Here is a 19,237-nt window from a genome sequence, read left to right on the forward strand (position 1 = left end):
CTATCTTTCCTCATCTCACACACTAATAATTGGTCATTATGTAATTCCGTGAATCATCGTTTATATAATTGCGAAGTGTCCCGAAAAATTGCGCGCTTACTTATGTCTAAGTTTGATGGTAATTGTGATCTTTGTTGTTTCAGGGGAAACTGTTTTTAAAGTTAAACCATTATATAATGGCTGGGAATAGATTTATAAAAGGGGAGGTAATAAATGGTTTATGACCTCTTTTTATCGTTCTTTTGAGTGAATAATATAGCGATTCGATACAAGAAGTTTGCTTATATGATTCCGCCATATTTAATGAAATAGAATATCGAGCAGTTACAATAAGGAATTAGATGAATGAGAAAGTTGGGTATATCGGTTTATCCGGAATTAGCAAGCCTAGAGCGCAATAAGGAATATATCGAAACGGCAGCCAAGTATGGTTTCAGTCGTATTTTTACCTGCTTATTGTCTGTTGACGGTGATAAAGAGCAGATCATTGCCGAATTTAAAGACATGGTATTGTGTGCGAAAGAGCATGGCTTTGAAGTCATTGCGGATGTTGCACCACATATTTTCGACGATCTTGGCATTAGCTACGAGAACTTGAGCTTCTTTAACGAGATGGGCGTGGATGGCATTCGCCTTGATGAAGGCTTTACCGGTAATGAAGAAGCCCTGATGACATTTAACCCATATGGGTTGCAAATCGAGCTCAACGTCAGTGTGGCGAATGGTTATCTGGACAACATTTTGTCTTTCCACCCTGATACTGATTACCTGATTGGCTGTCACAACTTCTATCCTAAGCGCCGCTCTGGTCTAACGCGTGAGCACTTTATCAAGGGCTCAAAAATCTATAAGAAACACGGTTTGCGCGTTGCAGCCTTTGTTGGGTCGGCAGTTGAGGGGGCGAAAGGCCCTTGGCCGTTGGCTGATGGTCTGTGCACCATCGAAGAGCACCGTGATTTGCCGATTGATGTACAGGCGAAAGACCTGTTTTATACTGGTGTGGTTGATGATGTCATTATCGCCAACTGCTTCCCGAGTGAGGAAGAGCTGAAGAAGCTGGGTGAGCTTCACAAGGGGCTGGTAACACTGGATGTCGAGCTGGAAGTCGAGCTTAACGATGATGAGGAAACTATCGCATTTGAAGAGCTGCACTTCTTCCGCGGAGATTGCGGTGAATACACTATTCGATCCACCATGCCTCGCCTGAAGTTTAAGGATGCAGTGATCCCTGAGAAAAATGCGCGCCAGATCCGCCGGGGAGATGTGATCCTCGATAATGCCAACTCGCCACGCTACAAAGGTGAGTTGCATGTTGCGCTGGTTGATTTCGACAATGACGGCAGCAGCAATGTTATCGGCCGTGTCACTGATACCAACTTACGCTTCCTGGATCAGATCCAGCCTTGGCAAAAGTTCAAGCTGGCCAAAGCGTAATTGCGTTTAATAGGATTGCTATCCTATTAGCCAGACTAAAAAATTTCCTGACAATGATAATAAACAAAGCCGAGCAACTGCTCGGCTTTAGCTATTTAAGTTATTTGAAATTGGCTGTTAACCAAGCCATGAAAGCCAGTTTTCACGCTCATTGCGTGCAATATTCAACTTGTCATGAAGAATATCGGCAAGCGCCTTTCTGGCTTTGTTGTTGGCACTACCGGCAGCAATCGCTTTCATGCACAAGACACCGAACACGCCGAGCAGTGCATACGGGATCATCAGTAACTCTTGCATGTAGTTGGCAGAGAAGTAGAAGTAGAGCCCACCAGCGGCTGCCAGAAGAAGCAAGTTTACTGCTTTTGTTGCCCCTGTTTTGTTAAGCTGGGTAATACACTCTTTCTGCCACAGATCATCTTTAGTCAGGTTAAAGTAGTACTGCTGGAAGCTGGTCTTGTCCTGTTCACCGAAGTTTGCTTCAGCAAAACCAATCATTACATGGTCACCAACATCGGTGCTGCCAAGTTGGGTACTACCAGGATTATACGGATACTCCTTACCATTAAGTGTGCGAATGACAAGGTAGCCGTTGATGTTAGAACGACGGTGGTTAACACTGCTCACTACACGTGACTCAGTACGCGTTGTATGTCCGTAGCCATTTTTATAGGTCGTTGTTTCAATCTGCTCTTCAGTCCAGCTGTTAATGTTGGATGTCAGATCACGGTCGATCACTGTGCCAAACAGCACATGGCCGTTCAGCGTACCAGCCGCTGAGCCAATGGCGTATTTATGCGTATAATCAGTCGCTTCTGAATACAGGGCTGGAGAGACTTTTTCAATTAAGCGCTCTTGCGCTGAAATTGTCGACTTTTGCTGCACTGTTACTTCAGTGCTTTCCCCGCTGTCACAGTTTGCTTCTGCTGTTGGCTCTGGAGCCACATTGCTGCTGCTACCACATTTAAAGCAATAGCTTGATGAGGATGGAATGCGGGTATCGCAGTCAGGGCAGATACAGTCGTTTGGCTGGTAGATACGCTTGATGTGCGTTGCCTGTAGCTCGTTGGTCTGGCAGCCAAGCATACGTTTCAGATAATGCTTGATTGTACTATGGAGCTCGGTTTCTTCCTCGAAGCGCGCCTTATCTTTTCGAATGGATAAGGTTGCCAAAATACCCCAGAGTACAGCGCCGATAACAAGTAAGCTATCCGTGGTCATGTAGATACGCTGGCTGTCAATAAACCAGAAAAATAATCCCATTAGAATCGCACTACCTAATAAGGTGCTGAAAATGCTGCTGGAAATATTGCGTGGTGTTGGATCATAGATAGGATCCAGGCTTGAACGCTGACCTTTGTCGTTGTGAAGAACGACAGCTGGTGCCCAGTCATCGTTGGTGACAATTTCCTTGGAGTCTTTGCCTAATACTTTGTAGGTTTTTGTTGCCGGGGTTGGGCGGAAAACAGTAATAATGTCGCCTTTGTTCAGGCTGTCGAGGAAGTCATCTTCGGATGAAAGTGTAAGTTGACGTTTGTTTTCACCGTCATCAAGGGTTACCCACCAACAACCGACTTCTTTGTTATTTGATTTATTCCTTAAGATACGCTTATAGCGGTGCGTGTCGGTCATGACACCCGTAAACACCTCGGCGTTTGGCAGCTTATCGTGAATCTTGGCAATTTCAGAATCAATATCACGACACTGGTTGATGGTCATTTTCGTTTGATGCTGATCACCGCATTGTGGGCAATATGAATCGGAAAGATAACGTGCAGACTCGCACTTTGAACAAAGCATACAACTCCTTGGTTTTACTTAATATGCAGATTGTTATTAAGAAATTGGTCGCGCATAGTATCAGTGGGGCCTTGCTATATCAAATATTTCAATAGCTTATGTGTCATATATAACATTCTGTAAAGTGGCGAGTAATATCAAGATTGTTCCCGGTAGCGGAATTTATATGCAATTGTTATACAAGGGCGGCTAGGTATTTACCTGTTGTGACCTGACAATTTCTTCGTTTACCCAGTTCAGTAGCTGCTTGATTGCCCGAGACAGTACCTGATTTTGCCTAACGATATAGCCGAGACTGGTGGTCGGGAAATCGGGCAGTGGGGTGATGGTTGTTTGTAGGTTAAGCTTGGGATGGAGGGAGAATTCCGGCACTATCGCCACCCCGAATCCGGCTTCGGCCCAGTCAATTTGGGCATCAACACTACCGACTTCCATGACACGGTAAGTTGGCAGGTTGAGGGTTGGCAGGGCGGCATCAAGTAGGTCACGGGTACGGGTATCGTGGCCGAGCAAGATCAGTGTGGGCTCTTCCTGCTTGTTTGTCTGGATTCCTTGCTGCCAGCTTTGCAATCCATTGCCGAGCGCGCACCACTTAACCTGTTGTAATTCGGTAAAATGCAACGGTTGGCTTTCCTTCTGCGCCATCACGAAGCCCAGATCTGCCTTGGCACTTTTCACCAGCTCGGCGGCCTGTGATGAAGTCGTGTTGAGTAGCGACAAATCAATACCGGGAAACTCCTGCTTAAACGACTGGAAAGGTGAAATCAGCAGCAGCCTTGAAATGATATCACTGGCGGCTATCGTCAGTGTTCCCTGACACAAGTCGTTGATAGCATTAAGATCGGCCTGACAAACCTGTAGTTCCATCAGGGTATTTTCTGCACTTTGCAAGAGTCGTTCGCCGGCCTGTGTTAACCGAAACGGGTTACGTTCAATCAGCTTTACCCGGGTGGCCTGTTCGAGCTGCTTGATGTGAAGGCTGACATTGGGCTGGGTCATGTGCAGTTCAGTAGCCGTTTTACCGAAATGTTCTAATTTTGCCAAAGTAACGAAGGTATTAAGCCAGTGAATATCTAACATGCTGCTCCCTGATAGTTGTCGCTATGCTAAGCGTTATTCTACGCTGGTTAGTGAAAAATCCCATATGGAATTCTTATCAAGCTAATAACGATTATTAATTTTTCTTATTTCAAGCTGAGGAATAGGATAGTGGCATCGCTTTTAAGGAGAGTTAATCATGTCGTCTATTGTTGTTGTTGGTGCGAACTGGGGTGATGAAGGCAAAGGCCGTATCGTTGATTATTTAGCCGATCAGGCTTCAGCGAGCATTCGCTTTCAGGGCGGAAACAATGCTGGCCATACCGTAGTTAACGAGTTTGGCACATTCAAGCTGCACCAGCTTCCAAGCGGCGTATTTAATCCTGATTGTATTGCGGTGCTAGGCCCAGGCATGGTGATCAGTCCGGCGCCATTAACCGAAGAATTGGCTGAGGTGAAAGCAGCTGGCGTTAACGTCAACATGCGTATCTCAGACCGTGCGACGCTTTGTCTTCCACTCCACGCTATTGAAGACACACTTGAAGAAGAGCGCTTGGGTGATGGTGCCTACGGGTCGACACGTCAGGGCATAGCGCCCGCTTATGGCGACCGAGTCATGAAAAAAGGCATCTTGGTCGGTTGGTTGAAGCAGCCAGAAGTATTGCGAGAGCGTATTCAGTTTATGATGGATTGGAAACTGCCTCAGCTTAAAGCTTTGTATCCATCCTTTGAATTTGAGCAGACTGCTGAAGAAATGACGCAGTGGCTGCTTGAGGTATCAGCACCTTGGCGTGATGCAATCTGCAATGTCACCCTGCCGCTGAAAGAGCTACAGGCAAAAGAGCAAAATCTGCTGTTTGAAGCACAGCTGGGTGCTGGCCGAGATTTGGTTTACGGCGAATACCCGTGGACGACATCATCCAACGTGATCTCAACCTACGCAGGTATTGGTAGCGGTTTGCCGGCACTGCGCCCAGAGCGTGTCATTGCGGTTGCTAAGGCATTCAGTTCATCTGTGGGCACCGGTACCCTGATCACGGCGATGGAAGAGCAAGATGCATTCCGTGAGTCAGCCAACGAATATGGTGCAGTGACCGGCCGTCCGCGTGATATGGGCTATTTTGATGCAGTTGCAACGCGTAACGGGGTGGAAATTCAGGCAGCTACCGAGATTGCGCTAACTAAGCTTGATTGCCTGAGCGGCATGGCTGATCTGAAGATCTGCGTTGACTATGATGGCGAACACAGCGAGAACCCAATTTGGCCGCAAACTGCGTCATTGGCGCCGGTTTATGAGCAAATGGAAGGCTGGAGCGAAGATATTACCGGATGCCGTACATTCGAAAGTCTGCCAGTTGCCGCGCAGAAGTATGTACTGCGTATCGAAGAACTCATGGGTGTACCGGTCAAAATGATTTCGGTAGGCCCGGAGCGTGAGCAAATGATTAATCGCTAATACAGCGGTTAAGAGCTGTTCACATACCCAGGGAAGCAATCAGGCTGGCCAGTAATGGTCAGCCTGTTTGTCATTTGGCGCTTTTTGCTATTTGAGGCTTGTTAACTTTGAAGCTTAAATATCATCCGTAACAGCCAGTACTGCCGCCAACACATCCTGGCCGAAGGCTACGCTGCGCTCAGGCGACCAGCCGTAGAAGCTGTCTGGATGAAGGATATGATCCTTAAACGGCATTTCAACGGTGTAAGACAGGCACTTGAACTGCTCGGCCACCCAGCAAGAACCGATAGTCAGGTTAGCTTGGCCCGGCTTATCTTTGTCATACCCATGTTCGTCCTGAAATTCAGGAGTAATGGTCAGCAGGGCCTGCTTGAATTTACTCTCCAGGCTTGCCAGCCTTTCGTCATAGGAAGGAATGCCTTCACTACCGGCAACAAAGTTGTATGGTATTGCCTCGTCACCGTGAATATCCAGGAACATATCAACACCGCTTTTCAGCATTTGCTCGCGAACCAGGAACACTTCCGGGCTTTTTTCCATTGATGGCGTCTGCCATTCGCGATTCAGGTTCACGCCGACGGCATTGGTACGTAAGTGTCCGCGAATACTGCCGTCCGGGTTCATATTCGGAACGATATGAAAGACCGCCTTGTCGAGCAGGGCGCGACCGACAGTGTCAGTGTCATCCAGCAGGCGCTGCAATAAGCCTTCGATAAACCATTCTGCCATGGTTTCGCCTGGGTGCTGGCGGCCAATGATCCAGATATTTTTCTTCTCATCCGACGGTTCGCCGATTGTCAGCAAGCTCATGTCGTTGCCGTCTAGGGTCGAGCCAAGGGTTGTTAGCTGACAGTTAAAGTGAGTTTGTGCCTGATGCAACAGGTCTTGGTGGCGGTCATAGCTGTAAGGAGCAAAGTAGGCAAAATACATCGAGCCGTATTCCGGGATCACTTTAAAGCTCAGGGTATCACCGTCAAACTCGGCAGGAATACGGAACCACTCTTCGCGATCATACGACGCGACCACATCGTAGTCCTGCCATCCTTCTGGATAGGCGGACTTGGCCAGGTTCAGCAGCTTGATGTGGTGCTCAGTCTGAGCTTGAGTTTCCAGACGAAAATGAAACCATTGGTAGAACTCAGATTGGTTGTCACAGGGAATGGTTAGCTGGATATCTTCGGGGGTGTCGGCTTTGACAACATGGATGTTGCCACTTTCAAAGTTGCTGAATATTTTCATCGTTGTAGTTATCTATTTTTGAGTGAAGGTTCGAGGTTAGCATAACTATAGCCGCTGCATAATCAATTGGGTGTGATGAAGAGGGGACTCCGGCGTGCAGTTAAGGGCTTCCAACAAGTATGAGTTGCCGCAGGATGTGTGTGAAAAATAACCGTGATAGACATGTTTTGCCCTGAGCAGAGATAAATAAGAAATAAATCATCAAAAATGGTTATCTGTTGAGCAGTTAACTATGTTGATTCTTTACAACGGCCCAAGGGCTGCGTATTATTCACCGCACTTACGGAGAGATGGCTGAGTGGTTGAAAGCACCGGTCTTGAAAACCGGCATACGTTTGTAGCGTATCTAGGGTTCAAATCCCTATCTCTCCGCCACATTCTAGAAATTGGGCGCAAGCCGGGTTTCGTACAGAATTGGAGCGGTAGTTCAGTTGGTTAGAATACCGGCCTGTCACGCCGGGGGTCGCGGGTTCGAGTCCCGTCCGCTCCGCCACTACATTGAAGGCTCAGTCGAAAGACTGGGCCTTTTTTGTATTCCCGCGACGAGAGTCCTTCGGCCTCTTGGTCGCGGCACTGGCCGTGCGCGTTGACTCCCGTCCGCTCCGCCACTACTTTAAGCCCGAGTCGAAAGACTTGGGCTTTTTGCTATTTGCAGGTTAGAGGATGGAACTCTCACTAGCCTTCGGCTTGAGTCCCGGTCGTGCGCGACCCCGGCCGTTCCGCCACTACACTGAAGCCTCAGACTGCGCGCCCCGGTCAAAATGACGAGGCTTTTTTGTATGCGTTGAGCTAGGTTTGCCCTACGGTTGATTTCAAGCCTGGTCGCTTCGCCACTGATTTAAGCCTTATTCGAAAAAGCGAGATTTTCTTTAAGTTTATTCAGCATAAAATGAATGTTATTTATCGCTTTTCTATGAAACCTATCTAGTAACTTCTTATGCATATAATCTATTTAAAGGTATACGAAGCTTCTAGAGTTACCAGTGTGCTTTATTTACCTATTAGCATATAAAAAGTTATTGGATCAGTGATAGCCCACAATAGAATTGTATTTTTATTCAAATTATCTATACGTGTGTTAACGAAAGCTCTAGTGAAAATTCATCAATATGAAAGAGTGTTAATAATAAAGCGACAAGATAAAAAAGAGAAAAAGTATTTAAGTTTTTTATCAATATGACGCTAGAATAAGGTACACAACATTAAAAGTTTTCACTATGATCCGAAGTTACGCTTTATTTAGCCAAAAATATAAGAAAAGTCATTACCTTATAGTCAGTGCTCTACTGCTCGCTATTATTGGGAGTATGATAATGCTTCTATCAGAGGAAAAAATAATCTTCTCGCTTGGCTTAGTCATACCGGCACTTCCGTTTGTCATTATTGCACGAGCCTCTGAATATAAAAGAAAATATCTTAATGATTAGCACACAGACTTGCTTCTCATACATATTCAAATGCGAATAAGTCTATTCTACGGAATGCTTGCATGCATTCAGCGTAGCTCTGCTTTCATAACGTCACTTTCAATTTCTAACTCTAACTTATTGAATGTACTGGTATTTTATAAGAGGGTTTATGATGTAGGTAGATGGTAACGATTAACGTTATTATTTTACACGGTTTACCTCGCCTAGTATTATCATGCTGAAATGAATTCGGAGTGACTGCGTTTATTGTCCCTAGGCTTGTATTGGTTCAAAATGGACATTTTCACACCAAATAAAACACATCGTTCAATATGAAAATTAGAGCCATCCTTTTGGTGGCTTCCACAGCATATGGATAGTTTTATGCGTACCTAGCGCATACTTATTATTTTGGCTTGGTTTCGATTATTTATCATCCATAAAGTCTAAGTTTGCTGCAGTTTATCCAATGTAGTTTTATTGATTAACAGCACAAATTTGTCATTATCATTGATTTGCTCAAAATGTTATTTATTTTCTTAATGCTCTCATTTTGTCTAACTAAAGGTGACGGCTATCGCGAATTGTTGGTTTATCTTGTAAGTCAATTAAATAATTAGACTTACAAAGAGTGACTCTCGTCAATTCTTTAGTTTCTACGCCTCTACTCTCATCCCCCTATCGGCATCCTGATAGGGGGAGGAAATGTATCCCCTTGCTCTTATACCCTTTTTTTATGTGTAAAGGTGTACAGTGCGCAGTTTCCTTTCGTTCTCGTTAGGGCGTGTTTTCACCGGTGCCTTTTATAAATCAATGGGTAGAACAATGAAAACGAACCTAACCAAGCTGACCGTTGCCCTAGCATCGCTCGGTGTGATAGCGGGTTGTGGCGACAATGACACTGGTTCAGTGTCACCTCAGCCGTCAACCCAGCCGGTAACACAATTAAGTGTTCAGGCAATGGATGGCTACTTGCAAAAGGCCCAGGTATGGCTGGACGTGAATGGTAACTTCAAGCTAGATCCTAACGAGCCACAGGCGATAACTGGTGCAGAAGGTAAAGCGACCTTGGATTTGACCCAGTTTAATGGTGATCCGGCGCACTACTCGCTGATGACCAAGGTGCTTAAAGGGCAGACTATCGACGAGGATAACCCTGATATTGCTGTTACTCGTGACTATGTAATGATGGCGCCGAAGGGTTACCAGAAAATCAGCCCGGTAACGACCATGATTGGCCTGAAAATGGCAGAGGGAGCCTCGGAAGAGGAGGCCTTGACTTCAGTGCGCAGTGAACTGGCTCAGCCTGATCTGGATCCAAAGCAAGACTACATCGCATCTAATAATACGCTGCTTGCTCAGTCGGCACGTGCTATTGCCCAGCTGTTACCTGAGCAGATAGAAACAAATACTATTGCCGAGCAGAAAGCGGCGCTTTCTCAGGGTGCAACAGCGCTTGGACAAGAGATTGATACCCAACGTAAGAATAATAAAGAACCGAACCTGAAAGATAAAACGTTAGTTAAAGATAAAGACGGAAAACCGGCTGTTGCTGTTGACAGTGATAATGACGGCTTTGCTGACGATATAGATCTTTTTCCTAATGATCCGAAAGAAAGTGCTGATTTTGATAAGGATAAAATTGGGGATCATGCCGATCTGGATGATGATAATGATGGCTTCAATGACACTGTTGAGCTGCGTCTGGAATCGGATCCTTATGATTCAAGTTCAACGCCGCCAGACTTTGATGGCGATAAGATTGCCGATGCAGATGATCCTGATGACGATAACGATACGTTCAAAGATACTAAAGAGTTAGAGGTTGGAAGTGATCCTAAGAATCCGCAGTCCACTCCGCTAGACTTGGACGGTGATGGTTGGTCGAATGCTGATGAGGAACGTTTAGGCTCAAGCAGCAAAGATAAAGCGGATCAGCCTGCCGACCTTGATGGTGATAAGATTGCCGATGTGGATGATGCTGATATCGATAATGATGGTGCAGACAACAAGAGCGATGCATTTCCACGTGACCGATTTGAGAGTCTTGATACCAATGGTGATGGCCTAGGTGACTTTGCCTCAAGTGATGACGATGGTGACGGCATTCCTGACAGTATCGACCCTGATCCTAAAGGGACTGACAGCACGCCGGACAAACCTGCGCCTGAATACACGGAAGCGGTGATCCACTACAAGCGCGCCGATGGCAATTATGATGGCTGGGGCCTGCATATCTGGAACAACGACACTTGTGACAGTATTGCCGATAGCGCGCTGGAAGGTGTGTCTTGGGGAGCGCCTTTCCTTCCAACCGAGATAAGCAACGAATACGGTGCGGTGTATAAGCTGCCGTTGAAGGCCGGTCACTCTAGCTGTATGAATTTCATTGTCCACAAGGGTAACGACAAAGCGCTAGGCGGCAATGATCTGCAGCTTGATTTTTCCAAGGGCGACAAGATTTACACCTTTGATGGTAACAGCACGCTTTATTATGAAGCGGTTACCGAAGTTCCGGTGAAATTGTCCGGGGCATCAGCACATTGGCTGGATCTCACTACTTTTGCCTGGTTCGAAAATAGCGACGCGAGCCGTTACGAGCTGTGGTCTACAGACAAGGGTAACGGTGATATCACTAAACCCGATGATTTTACGCGAGCAGCGCTTAGCCAGTCTGGGGTGATTAAGAATTCGAAGTTCCCACACCTTGCCGGTCGGACGGCGTTCACTCTTGATGTCGAAAGCGATGCTGCCAAGACGTTGTTGAAGCAGCAGCTTATTGCTGTCGCGATTGATGATAACAACAAAGTTGTTGCAGCAACCAAGGTTCAAATACCGGGAGTGGTTGATCAGCTCTACACCGCAGGCAAGCAGGATGCGGATGAGGCTCGACTGGGATCATGGATAGAGGCCGGTGAGGCCAATTTTGCGCTATGGGCCCCAACAGCCACTGACGTTGAGTTGTATTTATACGGTGCCGATAAGTCGTTACTCGCAGAATCGCCTGTTGCCTTGACTGAGGATCCGGCTACCGGGCTCTGGCACTATAAAGGCAATGCTGATCTGAAAAATGCCTTCTATCGTTATCGGGTTAAAGCCTACCACCTTAAAACTGGTCATATTGAGTGGATGACGACGACGGATCCGTACTCGTTATCATTAAGCACTTCGAGCCTCTATTCGCAGCTGGTTGATCTCTCCGATCCGGCAGCTAAGCCTGCTGGCTGGGACGCTCAAATGATCCCGACTCTGGCAACTCCGGAAGAGAACATTATCTATGAACTGCATATTCGTGACTTCAGTGCCAGTGATAGCAAGGGAAGTCCTGAATATGACGGTAAGTATCTGGCGTTCACCGAAGAGGAGCGTGACAGTGTCAGCCATCTTAAGAGCCTAAAGGAAGCTGGCCTGACAACAATCCACTTACTGCCAAGTTATGATTTGGCATCAATTCAGGAAGATACTGCCAAGCGTGTCGATCTCAACGATACCGTCGAGAAGCTCTGCACAGTGAATCCTAAAGCCAATCTGTGCAGTGACGGTACTTCGCGCTCATCAACGATTCTTGAGCTTTTGGAGAAAATCGACCCGACTACCGGCGGTGCGCAGGCTCTGCTGGCAGATATCCGACCGCTGGATGGCTTCAACTGGGGCTATGATCCATTCCACTACAATGCGCCAGAAGGTAGCTATGCGGTAGAAAGTGACGGCGTCAGCCGGATCAAAGAATACCGTAGCATGATCCTGAAACTGCACGAGCTTGGCTTCAGAGTTGTACAGGATGTCGTCTATAACCACACCTTCTCATCGGGCCTTTATGATAAATCGGTACTGGATAAGACCGTACCTGGCTATTACCACCGCCTGAATCCGGTAACGGGTGCTGTCGAGAACTCAACCTGTTGTGACAATACGGCGTCAGAGAACCGGATGTTTGAGAAGCTGGTTGGCGACAGCATCATGATGTGGGCGCAGGACTATAAGATTGATGGTTTCCGCTTCGATCTGATGGGCCATCTGATGAAGTCGAGCATGGTCAAGGTTTATGACCAGGTGAAAACGGTTGATCCGGATAACTGGTTCTATGGTGAAGGCTGGAACTTCGGCGAAGTCGTCAATGGTGCTCGTGGCGAGAATGCCACCCAGTGGCCAATGGCCGGGACAGGGATCGGTACCTATAACGATCGCCTGCGAGACGGTGTACGAGGTGGTGGTCCGTTCGACAGCGGTCTTGCCCTGCTACAAACGCCGGGCTTTGCCAATGCCGGTGATCGCTTCGATGCCAACCTGAAGTCAAAAATGGATCTGATCCGCTACGGCATGACGGGCAATCTGCAGGCTTACCCTCTTGAGACCTCTACCGGTATCACCGTAAATGGCCGTGATTTTAAATACGGCGATCAAGGGGCGGCTTATACCTTGGATCCACAGGAATCCATTAACTACGTTTCCAAGCACGATAACCAGACATTGTGGGACTTCAACCAGTACAAGGCAGACCCGAGTGTGATGGTTGAGGATCGCGCGCGGATGCAGATCATTGGTCTGGCACCGGTTATGCTGGGGCAGGGGATCCCGTTCCTGCATATGGGCTCGGAACTGCTTCGTTCCAAATCTATGGCGCGTGATAGCTACGATTCCGGTGACTGGTACAACAAGGTTGATTTTAGCAAGCAAACCAATAACTGGAATGTGGGTCTGCCACGGGCAGACAAAGATCAAGCCAACTGGGAGGCGATCAAGCAGGTTATTGCCAACCCGAACACTCAGGCTCGCCCGCAAGATATCGAATGGACCGATGCTCGCTTCAAAGAGCTGCTGAAGATCCGCTCGACGACACCATTGCTTAAACTGAACACTGAAGACGAAGTACTGAAACGTGTTCGCTTCCACAACACCGGAGCATCATCCGCGCCGGGAATGATCGTGATGAGTGTGGATGACGGCGTTAATGCGGGTTCTGATCTTGATGTCAATTATCAGGCGTTGGTCGTGGTGATTAATGCCAATATCAATACCCAGTCGGTAACGATTGATGGCACCACCGGGTTTGAGCTTCATCCTGTGATGGCGAGCTCTGCCGATAGCAAGATCAAAGCGTCGAGCTTTACAAATGCTACCTTCGAAGTACCGGGACTGACTGCGGCAGTGTTTGTTAAACCACAAAGCGGAGAGCAAGGTGAAGGGCTTGGCGGCGACATTAAACCTGTCGTGAAAGCCCCTTATGGCAGTGAAAAGATCTTTGTTCGCGGTTCTTTCAATAGCTGGGAGCAAGATGCCGAGATGCAATATATCGGCGACGGAAAATACTTGTTTGAAAGCTATTTTGAGCCGGGAGTGTATGAGTTTAAGATCGCCTCGGGAGACTGGAGTACGGTGAACTTAGGCTTTGACCAGGTTAAAGCCGGTGACGGTTCGGTCAGCTTTGAAAAGAACGGCGATAACATTCGCATCACAGTAATTGAGCAGGGCGTGTGGCGCTTTGAGCTTGACGCCAGCAACAAAGATCAGCCTTCCGTGGTGGTGAAAGGTACCGGTACTGACTTTGCCTGTTACGGTGGCGACAACAAAGCTTGTGACCTCAGGGTGTATCAGGTGATGGTTGAGTCATTCGTCGATGGCGATAGCAACGCCGATTATAACGAAGGGTATGGTCCGTCCCACCACCGTGGTGACCTGCAGGGTATCATTAATAGCCTTGATTACATCAAGAGCCTTAATGTGAATGCGCTGTGGCTGACTCCTGTGTTTGACTCCTGTGCGGGTACGGCAGGGGATAACAAGCTGGATGCAACAGGCTACTTTGCCTGTGACTTCTTCAACGTCGATCCGAGTTTCGGAACCAATGACCAGCTGAAAACCTTGATTAACAAGGCCCATGAAAAAGGTCTGTATGTCTTCCTCGACGGCGTTTTTGGCCACACCAATAAGGTAACGGTGAAACCATCGCCAACAGGCAAACTGCCGACGTTGAAATCGGGTGGGTCGAGCTATCCGGGCCAGCTGGTAGTTTACCCTGACAGCGATAGTCTGGCGTTCTTTAAAGAGGTGGCAACGCACTGGATCACCGAGTACGACATCGATGGTTGGCGCTTGGATCAGTCCTACCAGTTGCCGTTAGCTGAGTGGCGTGAGATTCGTACCGCGGTTGAAGCAGCTTCGGCTGACAACAAGGCTGCAGGCAAGACTTGGGGTACCTTGGGTTACATGGTTGGTGAAGTATGGAAAGGGGCTGGCGAAATTGCAGCGACAACCTACGGCACCGACAAAGAACCGGCGCTATCTTCAGCATTTAACTTCCCGCTACGATACGGTTTGGTTAAGGCTCTGGCTGTAGAGGAGTCAGGAAACTCCGGTAATGCAACTGAGATCAATGCATCCTGGAACAAGATCGAAAACTACCCATACCATGCAATGCCTAACCTGATGCTGGGCAACCACGATTTGGTTCGCTTCGGTGATTTGATCCAGCGTGGCAATAAGGGTGAGTATTTCCAGCGTCATAAGGCGGCGTTTAGCTTCATGACGGCTTGGTCTGGCCCGATCACCTTCTACTACGGTGACGAGATTGGTGATGAAGTCGACGGCTTTGCTGCCAAGGTCTCTGATGACTGCGCAGCGCAAGGGCTGTGTGATGATCATGTCGCACGTTCAAGTGCCAAGATTGAAGGGGTAACAGGCGTCACATTATCGGCTGAACAGGCAGATTTGAAGGCTTGGCTTAGCAAGGCGATGGCTGTACGTGCTGCTACTCCTGCATTGTATAAAGGTAAGCGCCGTAATCTGTTGAGCTCAGAGACTGTGTATGCGGATCTGAAGCAGTACGGTGATGAGCAGGTTGTGTACGTACTGAATACCTCTACCGACGAGCAGAATTTCGAGCTGGATATGAGCAAGGTGAAAGCGACCGGCCAGCTAGTCGATCTGTTAACTGATGAAGTGATTGCAACGGGAGATCAGAAAACGACTATCACAGTCCCAGCCCTAACAGGTCGACTGTTGAAAGTTAATTAATCGAACTCTTTAACACAGCTATCATCTTGATAAAAAAGAAAAAGGTCTGCCTCGGCAGGCCTTTTGTTTTAGGTAGTCTGCTCACACATTGTGCAACGGAAATGCTTTAAGCTAACTCATTGACACAGTTGATTATTTACTGATGATTAAGCCTCTAATTAGGACGCTCTGATGATAAAACGCGTAATTGCTCTGATTATATTTTGTTTATTCCCGGTGATGGCGAATGCCCAATATAAAGGGGAGACGGTTCAGATCCCGATGGTAGACGAAGGGCTTCTATGGGATTCGAACATCACTCTGGAAGCGACGCTATACAAACCCGAGGGGGATGGCCCTTTTCCTCTAGTGATCTTTAACCATGGATCTACGGGCCCGGGGGTTATTCCCGAGGACATGACTATCAACCCATGGGGTTTTGGTGATTATTTACTTAAAAAAGATATCGCATTGCTTATTCCGATGAGAAGAGGGCGAGGGGCTTCTGGCGGAAGCTATGATGAGCAATATACCTGTAACCCAAAGGGGATCACCGAGGGTATTGAGTATGCACTGGAATCACTTGATGCCACATTTAACTTTCTAGACTCTCAGTCGTGGGTTAACAAAGAGAAAATTGTCCTTTCCGGTCATTCCAGAGGAGGAATGCTTTCACTTATCTATGCTTCTGAACATCCTAAATCCGCGGTTGGCGTACTTAATTTTTCGGGTGGTTGGGTGTCGGATATGTGCCAAGTTAAAAGTGAGTCAGCCAACCTGCCTATGTTCAAAAGTGCCGGTCGAAGAATGCAAGTGCCGAGCCTGTTCATTTACGGGCATAATGACCCTTTCTATGCCGATGAGAGTATTGAAGAGTTTGCCGAAACTTATAAAGCCTCTGGAGGCGATCTCACATTTAAATTTTATCAGTTAGGGCAGCAAGTCAGCGGTCATAGCGTATTTGAGTCGTACTGGTATCTATGGACTGGTGTTGTTGATGACTTTCTGTTTCAGCAGGGCATGATGGAAAGCCACTAGCTCCATGATTAGTGGTGAAACAAGCTCCGTTCCAGTTCTTGGTATGGCTGCGGCAGGGATGGTAAATGCTGCTGGTCAGCACCGAAGATAATGCACTAGCACTTAAAGCCTTCGGCGAGATCTTAGCTTCTATGCCGAAGCATAATTGGCCGAGGATATTTAAAGTGAAGGGTGAGGCTGATTTATACTAATCAATATGTTTCATAATGTTGGCTCAATTTAAATCGTTGGTTGAGAAAATGTAAATACTCGTGCTGGATTAGCATTGTCTCTTTATTTATCATATACAACTAAATCGATTATTTGGGGTGAACTTAATGAAATATACACTTGCAGCCTTATCCATTGTTCTACTCCTTAGTGGATGCGCTGAGACATGGGAAGGCGTTAAAAAGGACTCATCTTCGATTTGGACTGAAACGAAGCGGACGACAAATGAAGTGGCTCAGAGTACAAAAGAGGCGATCCACGAGGCTACTGAGTAATACTAAATTAAGAACGGACGCCCCCGCAATAACTCCAATAGATTATTTAATTTGTACAATTTTACTGATCTTGAGTATGACGCTCGGCTTGTCTAACACCGAGCATCATGTAGCTTAGTTGTACTAATACAGCTTAGCCGATTGCTCAAAGTTTGAATTGCCCTATTAAGGCCTTCAGCTCTTGAGTCATAGTGGCCAATTCTTTGTTTGCGATGGCTAACTGTTCCATACCTGCTGCCGACTCTTCACACACATTGTTGATGTCTTCCATATGGAGGTTAATCTCATCACTTGTATGACTCTGCTGCTCAATTGCAACGGCAACGTGACGGTTCATTTCACTGACGCATTCAACCGTTTTAGTAATGTCATGCAGCGAGTGGTTAGCCATCTTCGTCTGCGATACTGCACTTGTAGCGAGACCTTCGCTGTTTTCCATCACCTTGGTGGCGGCTTCAGCGTCTGTTTGAAGCCCGGCGGTAATAGTCAGGATTTCTTTCGTAGCTTCCTGCGTTCTAAATGCCAAGGAGCGAACCTCGTCAGCTACAACGGCAAACCCTCTGCCAGATTCTCCGGCACGAGCGGCCTCAATAGCAGCATTCAGCGCTAGCAGGTTGGTTTGATCTGCGATGCCTTGGATAACGCTAAGTACTTCGCCGATATTTTCGCTATGTATAATCAATGTCTTAATTACATCAGTAGCACTTTCTACTTCATTGGCTAATAGAGTGACTCCCTGGATACTTTGTTCTGCCATTTCGCACCCTTGCTCGGCTTCTTGATGGGCGTGCTCTGCTGCGTTATCGGCTTGGATTGTGCTCTGTTTAACTTCTTGCACGGAAGCATTCATTTCCTCCATGACAACAGCAATTTGGCTAATATCTTGCTGCTGTTTGAATGCGCCTGTTTTCGCCTGCTCCATAACAGCCGACATTTCCTCTGTGGTTGAGGCCAATTGCAGAACTGAGTTTGCGACAACATTGACTGTGCTATGGATCTTCCCTACAAAAGTGTTAAACGCTAAACCCAATTCAGCAATCTCATCATTGCCTTTGGTATCCAGTCTCACACAAAGATCACCGTCACCATGCGAAATGTCGTTCATGGTTTTGGTTACTAGGGATAAGCGGCCAGAAATCCGACTCGCGAAATAAATCACTAAGGAAGAGATGATGATCGTAATGCCAATACCAAGCATGAGAAGGAAAGATCTCGCTTCATCTTGAGCCTGGCTTATCTGGCTTTTAAGCTGGCTCGCTTCCTCTGCCAGAAGAGATTCAGTTCTTTTAATCGAACTTCTTAGTTCGCCAATTAACCCTTGATTATCAGTTAAGCCCTGTTGGTGTGATAGGGATACAAAAAGGTTAAACGACTCTTGGTATTGCGCCAACACAGGGGTCAGGTTAGTTCTTACTGCAGCATATTCAGGTAATAACAGGTGGTGCTGCATGTGTTTTAAACGTTTAGTAAAGGCGTCAGCATATTTATTCTGGCGCTGCAGCATAAAGTCCTTTTCCTGGCGACGAAGAAGAAGCAATTGAACACGCAATTGAGCGTCATCAATAAGATTTATTTGTGTTTCTAACTCATGGGCCGCAGTTTTCAGGGAATTAATAATACCGCTGTTATTGTTTAGACCAATTTTCTGTTGAACTAACACAACCTCATTAAAAATTCTGTTGTATTCGCTAGTAATGGATTTTAGTGTTGGGAGACTATCAAACGAAATATCGGCATTGGCTAATGAGAGATTTAATGCCTGTAAATCGGCGTGAAATTGACTGAAACTTGAATCAAAACTCTCTTTGTATTTCATATCCCTGCGGGCTAAAAAGTCCTTTTCGTCCTTACGCAATGCCAGCATGTCAGCTTCGACTCTATAAACGAGTTGAGAGGCATTTATTACAGCTTGTATTTTTCCAATAAAATAATGTGAGCTTGAAATCATGGCAACCATGGCGAGCATTAGAATGATCACCATGCAGTGTAGCGTTCTCTTTATTGACATTGTTGTAATTTAATCCTATCTCTTGTAACTAAGCAGCATCTCTATACCAATCAGAGTAAGTCGTCGTTCAGGTAGTTGCCCAGGAAAAATCACTTAGAACAAGGCTCGAATTACAATCTAACGAGTTCTTTAATTGTAAAATCATAACGCAGTTATAAACGATTTTTACCAGCATAATGATCAAATACTTACGTTGCTTGGTATTCATTCCGATTAATTTCAATGAATAACCGTGACTCCTCTTCCATTTGTCATACAAATGTATTTACAGCGTAGTATAGGGCAAGTTACGGACAATACAAAGGCCTGCAAAGCAAAAAAATAGTTCCTTACTCCTTGA

At 46.7% G+C, this 19,237-nt stretch carries 8 protein-coding genes and 2 tRNA genes; 6 read left to right on the forward strand and 4 right to left on the reverse strand.

The window, feature by feature from the left end:
- The first annotated feature begins 345 nt into the window (after window positions 1-345).
- Window positions 346-1,434, forward strand: a complete 1,089-nt coding sequence (locus L4D19_RS05235) for a DUF871 domain-containing protein (protein WP_075762781.1) — start codon at window positions 346-348, stop codon at window positions 1,432-1,434.
- A gap of 117 nt (window positions 1,435-1,551) precedes the next feature.
- Here L4D19_RS05235 and L4D19_RS05240 read toward each other — a convergent pair whose 3' ends face one another.
- Together L4D19_RS05240 and L4D19_RS05245 are read right to left on the reverse strand one after the other, a co-directional pair.
- On the reverse strand, window positions 1,552-3,231 hold the full coding sequence (locus L4D19_RS05240; RefSeq protein ID WP_428451540.1) for a hypothetical protein: 1,680 nt from the start codon (window positions 3,229-3,231) through the stop codon (window positions 1,552-1,554).
- A 189-nt stretch (window positions 3,232-3,420) separates the two neighbouring features.
- Entirely contained in the window at window positions 3,421-4,311 is an 891-nt protein-coding gene (locus L4D19_RS05245; protein ID WP_428451541.1) for a LysR family transcriptional regulator, read from the reverse strand.
- A gap of 157 nt (window positions 4,312-4,468) precedes the next feature.
- Here L4D19_RS05245 and L4D19_RS05250 point away from each other — a divergent pair, with 157 nt between their 5' ends.
- Window positions 4,469-5,725 carry an adenylosuccinate synthase gene (locus tag L4D19_RS05250; RefSeq protein WP_075762784.1) on the forward strand — a complete coding sequence of 419 codons (1,257 nt, stop codon included), beginning with the start codon at window positions 4,469-4,471 and terminating at the stop codon, window positions 5,723-5,725.
- A gap of 114 nt (window positions 5,726-5,839) precedes the next feature.
- On the opposite strand, the gene L4D19_RS05255 is transcribed toward L4D19_RS05250, so the two are convergent.
- Window positions 5,840-6,964 (reverse strand): M14 family metallopeptidase, encoded by a 1,125-nt coding sequence (locus L4D19_RS05255; RefSeq protein ID WP_428451542.1) that lies wholly within the window; start codon window positions 6,962-6,964, stop codon window positions 5,840-5,842.
- 284 nt (window positions 6,965-7,248) lie between these two features.
- Here L4D19_RS05255 and L4D19_RS05260 point away from each other — a divergent pair.
- The 4 genes from L4D19_RS05260 (at window position 7,249) to L4D19_RS05275 (ending at window position 16,404) form a co-directional block, all read left to right on the forward strand.
- Window positions 7,249-7,339 (forward strand) — tRNA-Ser (locus L4D19_RS05260).
- Window positions 7,340-7,380: 41 nt separating this feature from the next.
- Window positions 7,381-7,457: transfer RNA gene (locus L4D19_RS05265), tRNA-Asp, on the forward strand.
- A gap of 1,741 nt (window positions 7,458-9,198) precedes the next feature.
- Window positions 9,199-15,387 carry a pullulanase-type alpha-1,6-glucosidase gene (gene pulA / locus L4D19_RS05270; RefSeq protein WP_428451543.1) on the forward strand — a complete coding sequence of 2,063 codons (6,189 nt, stop codon included), beginning with the start codon at window positions 9,199-9,201 and terminating at the stop codon, window positions 15,385-15,387.
- A 171-nt stretch (window positions 15,388-15,558) separates the two neighbouring features.
- Window positions 15,559-16,404, forward strand: coding sequence for a dienelactone hydrolase family protein (locus tag L4D19_RS05275; RefSeq protein ID WP_428451544.1), 846 nt, complete (start codon window positions 15,559-15,561; stop codon window positions 16,402-16,404).
- A 630-nt stretch (window positions 16,405-17,034) separates the two neighbouring features.
- Here the strand turns inward: L4D19_RS05275 and L4D19_RS05280 are convergent.
- A complete protein-coding gene (locus L4D19_RS05280; protein ID WP_428451545.1) occupies window positions 17,035-18,855 on the reverse strand; it encodes a methyl-accepting chemotaxis protein in 1,821 nt (606 codons plus the stop codon).
- Window positions 18,856-19,237 lie beyond the last annotated feature (382 nt).

The organism is Photobacterium kasasachensis, from assembly GCF_050336885.1.
Taxonomy (GTDB): Bacteria; Pseudomonadota; Gammaproteobacteria; order Enterobacterales; family Vibrionaceae; genus Photobacterium; species Photobacterium kasasachensis.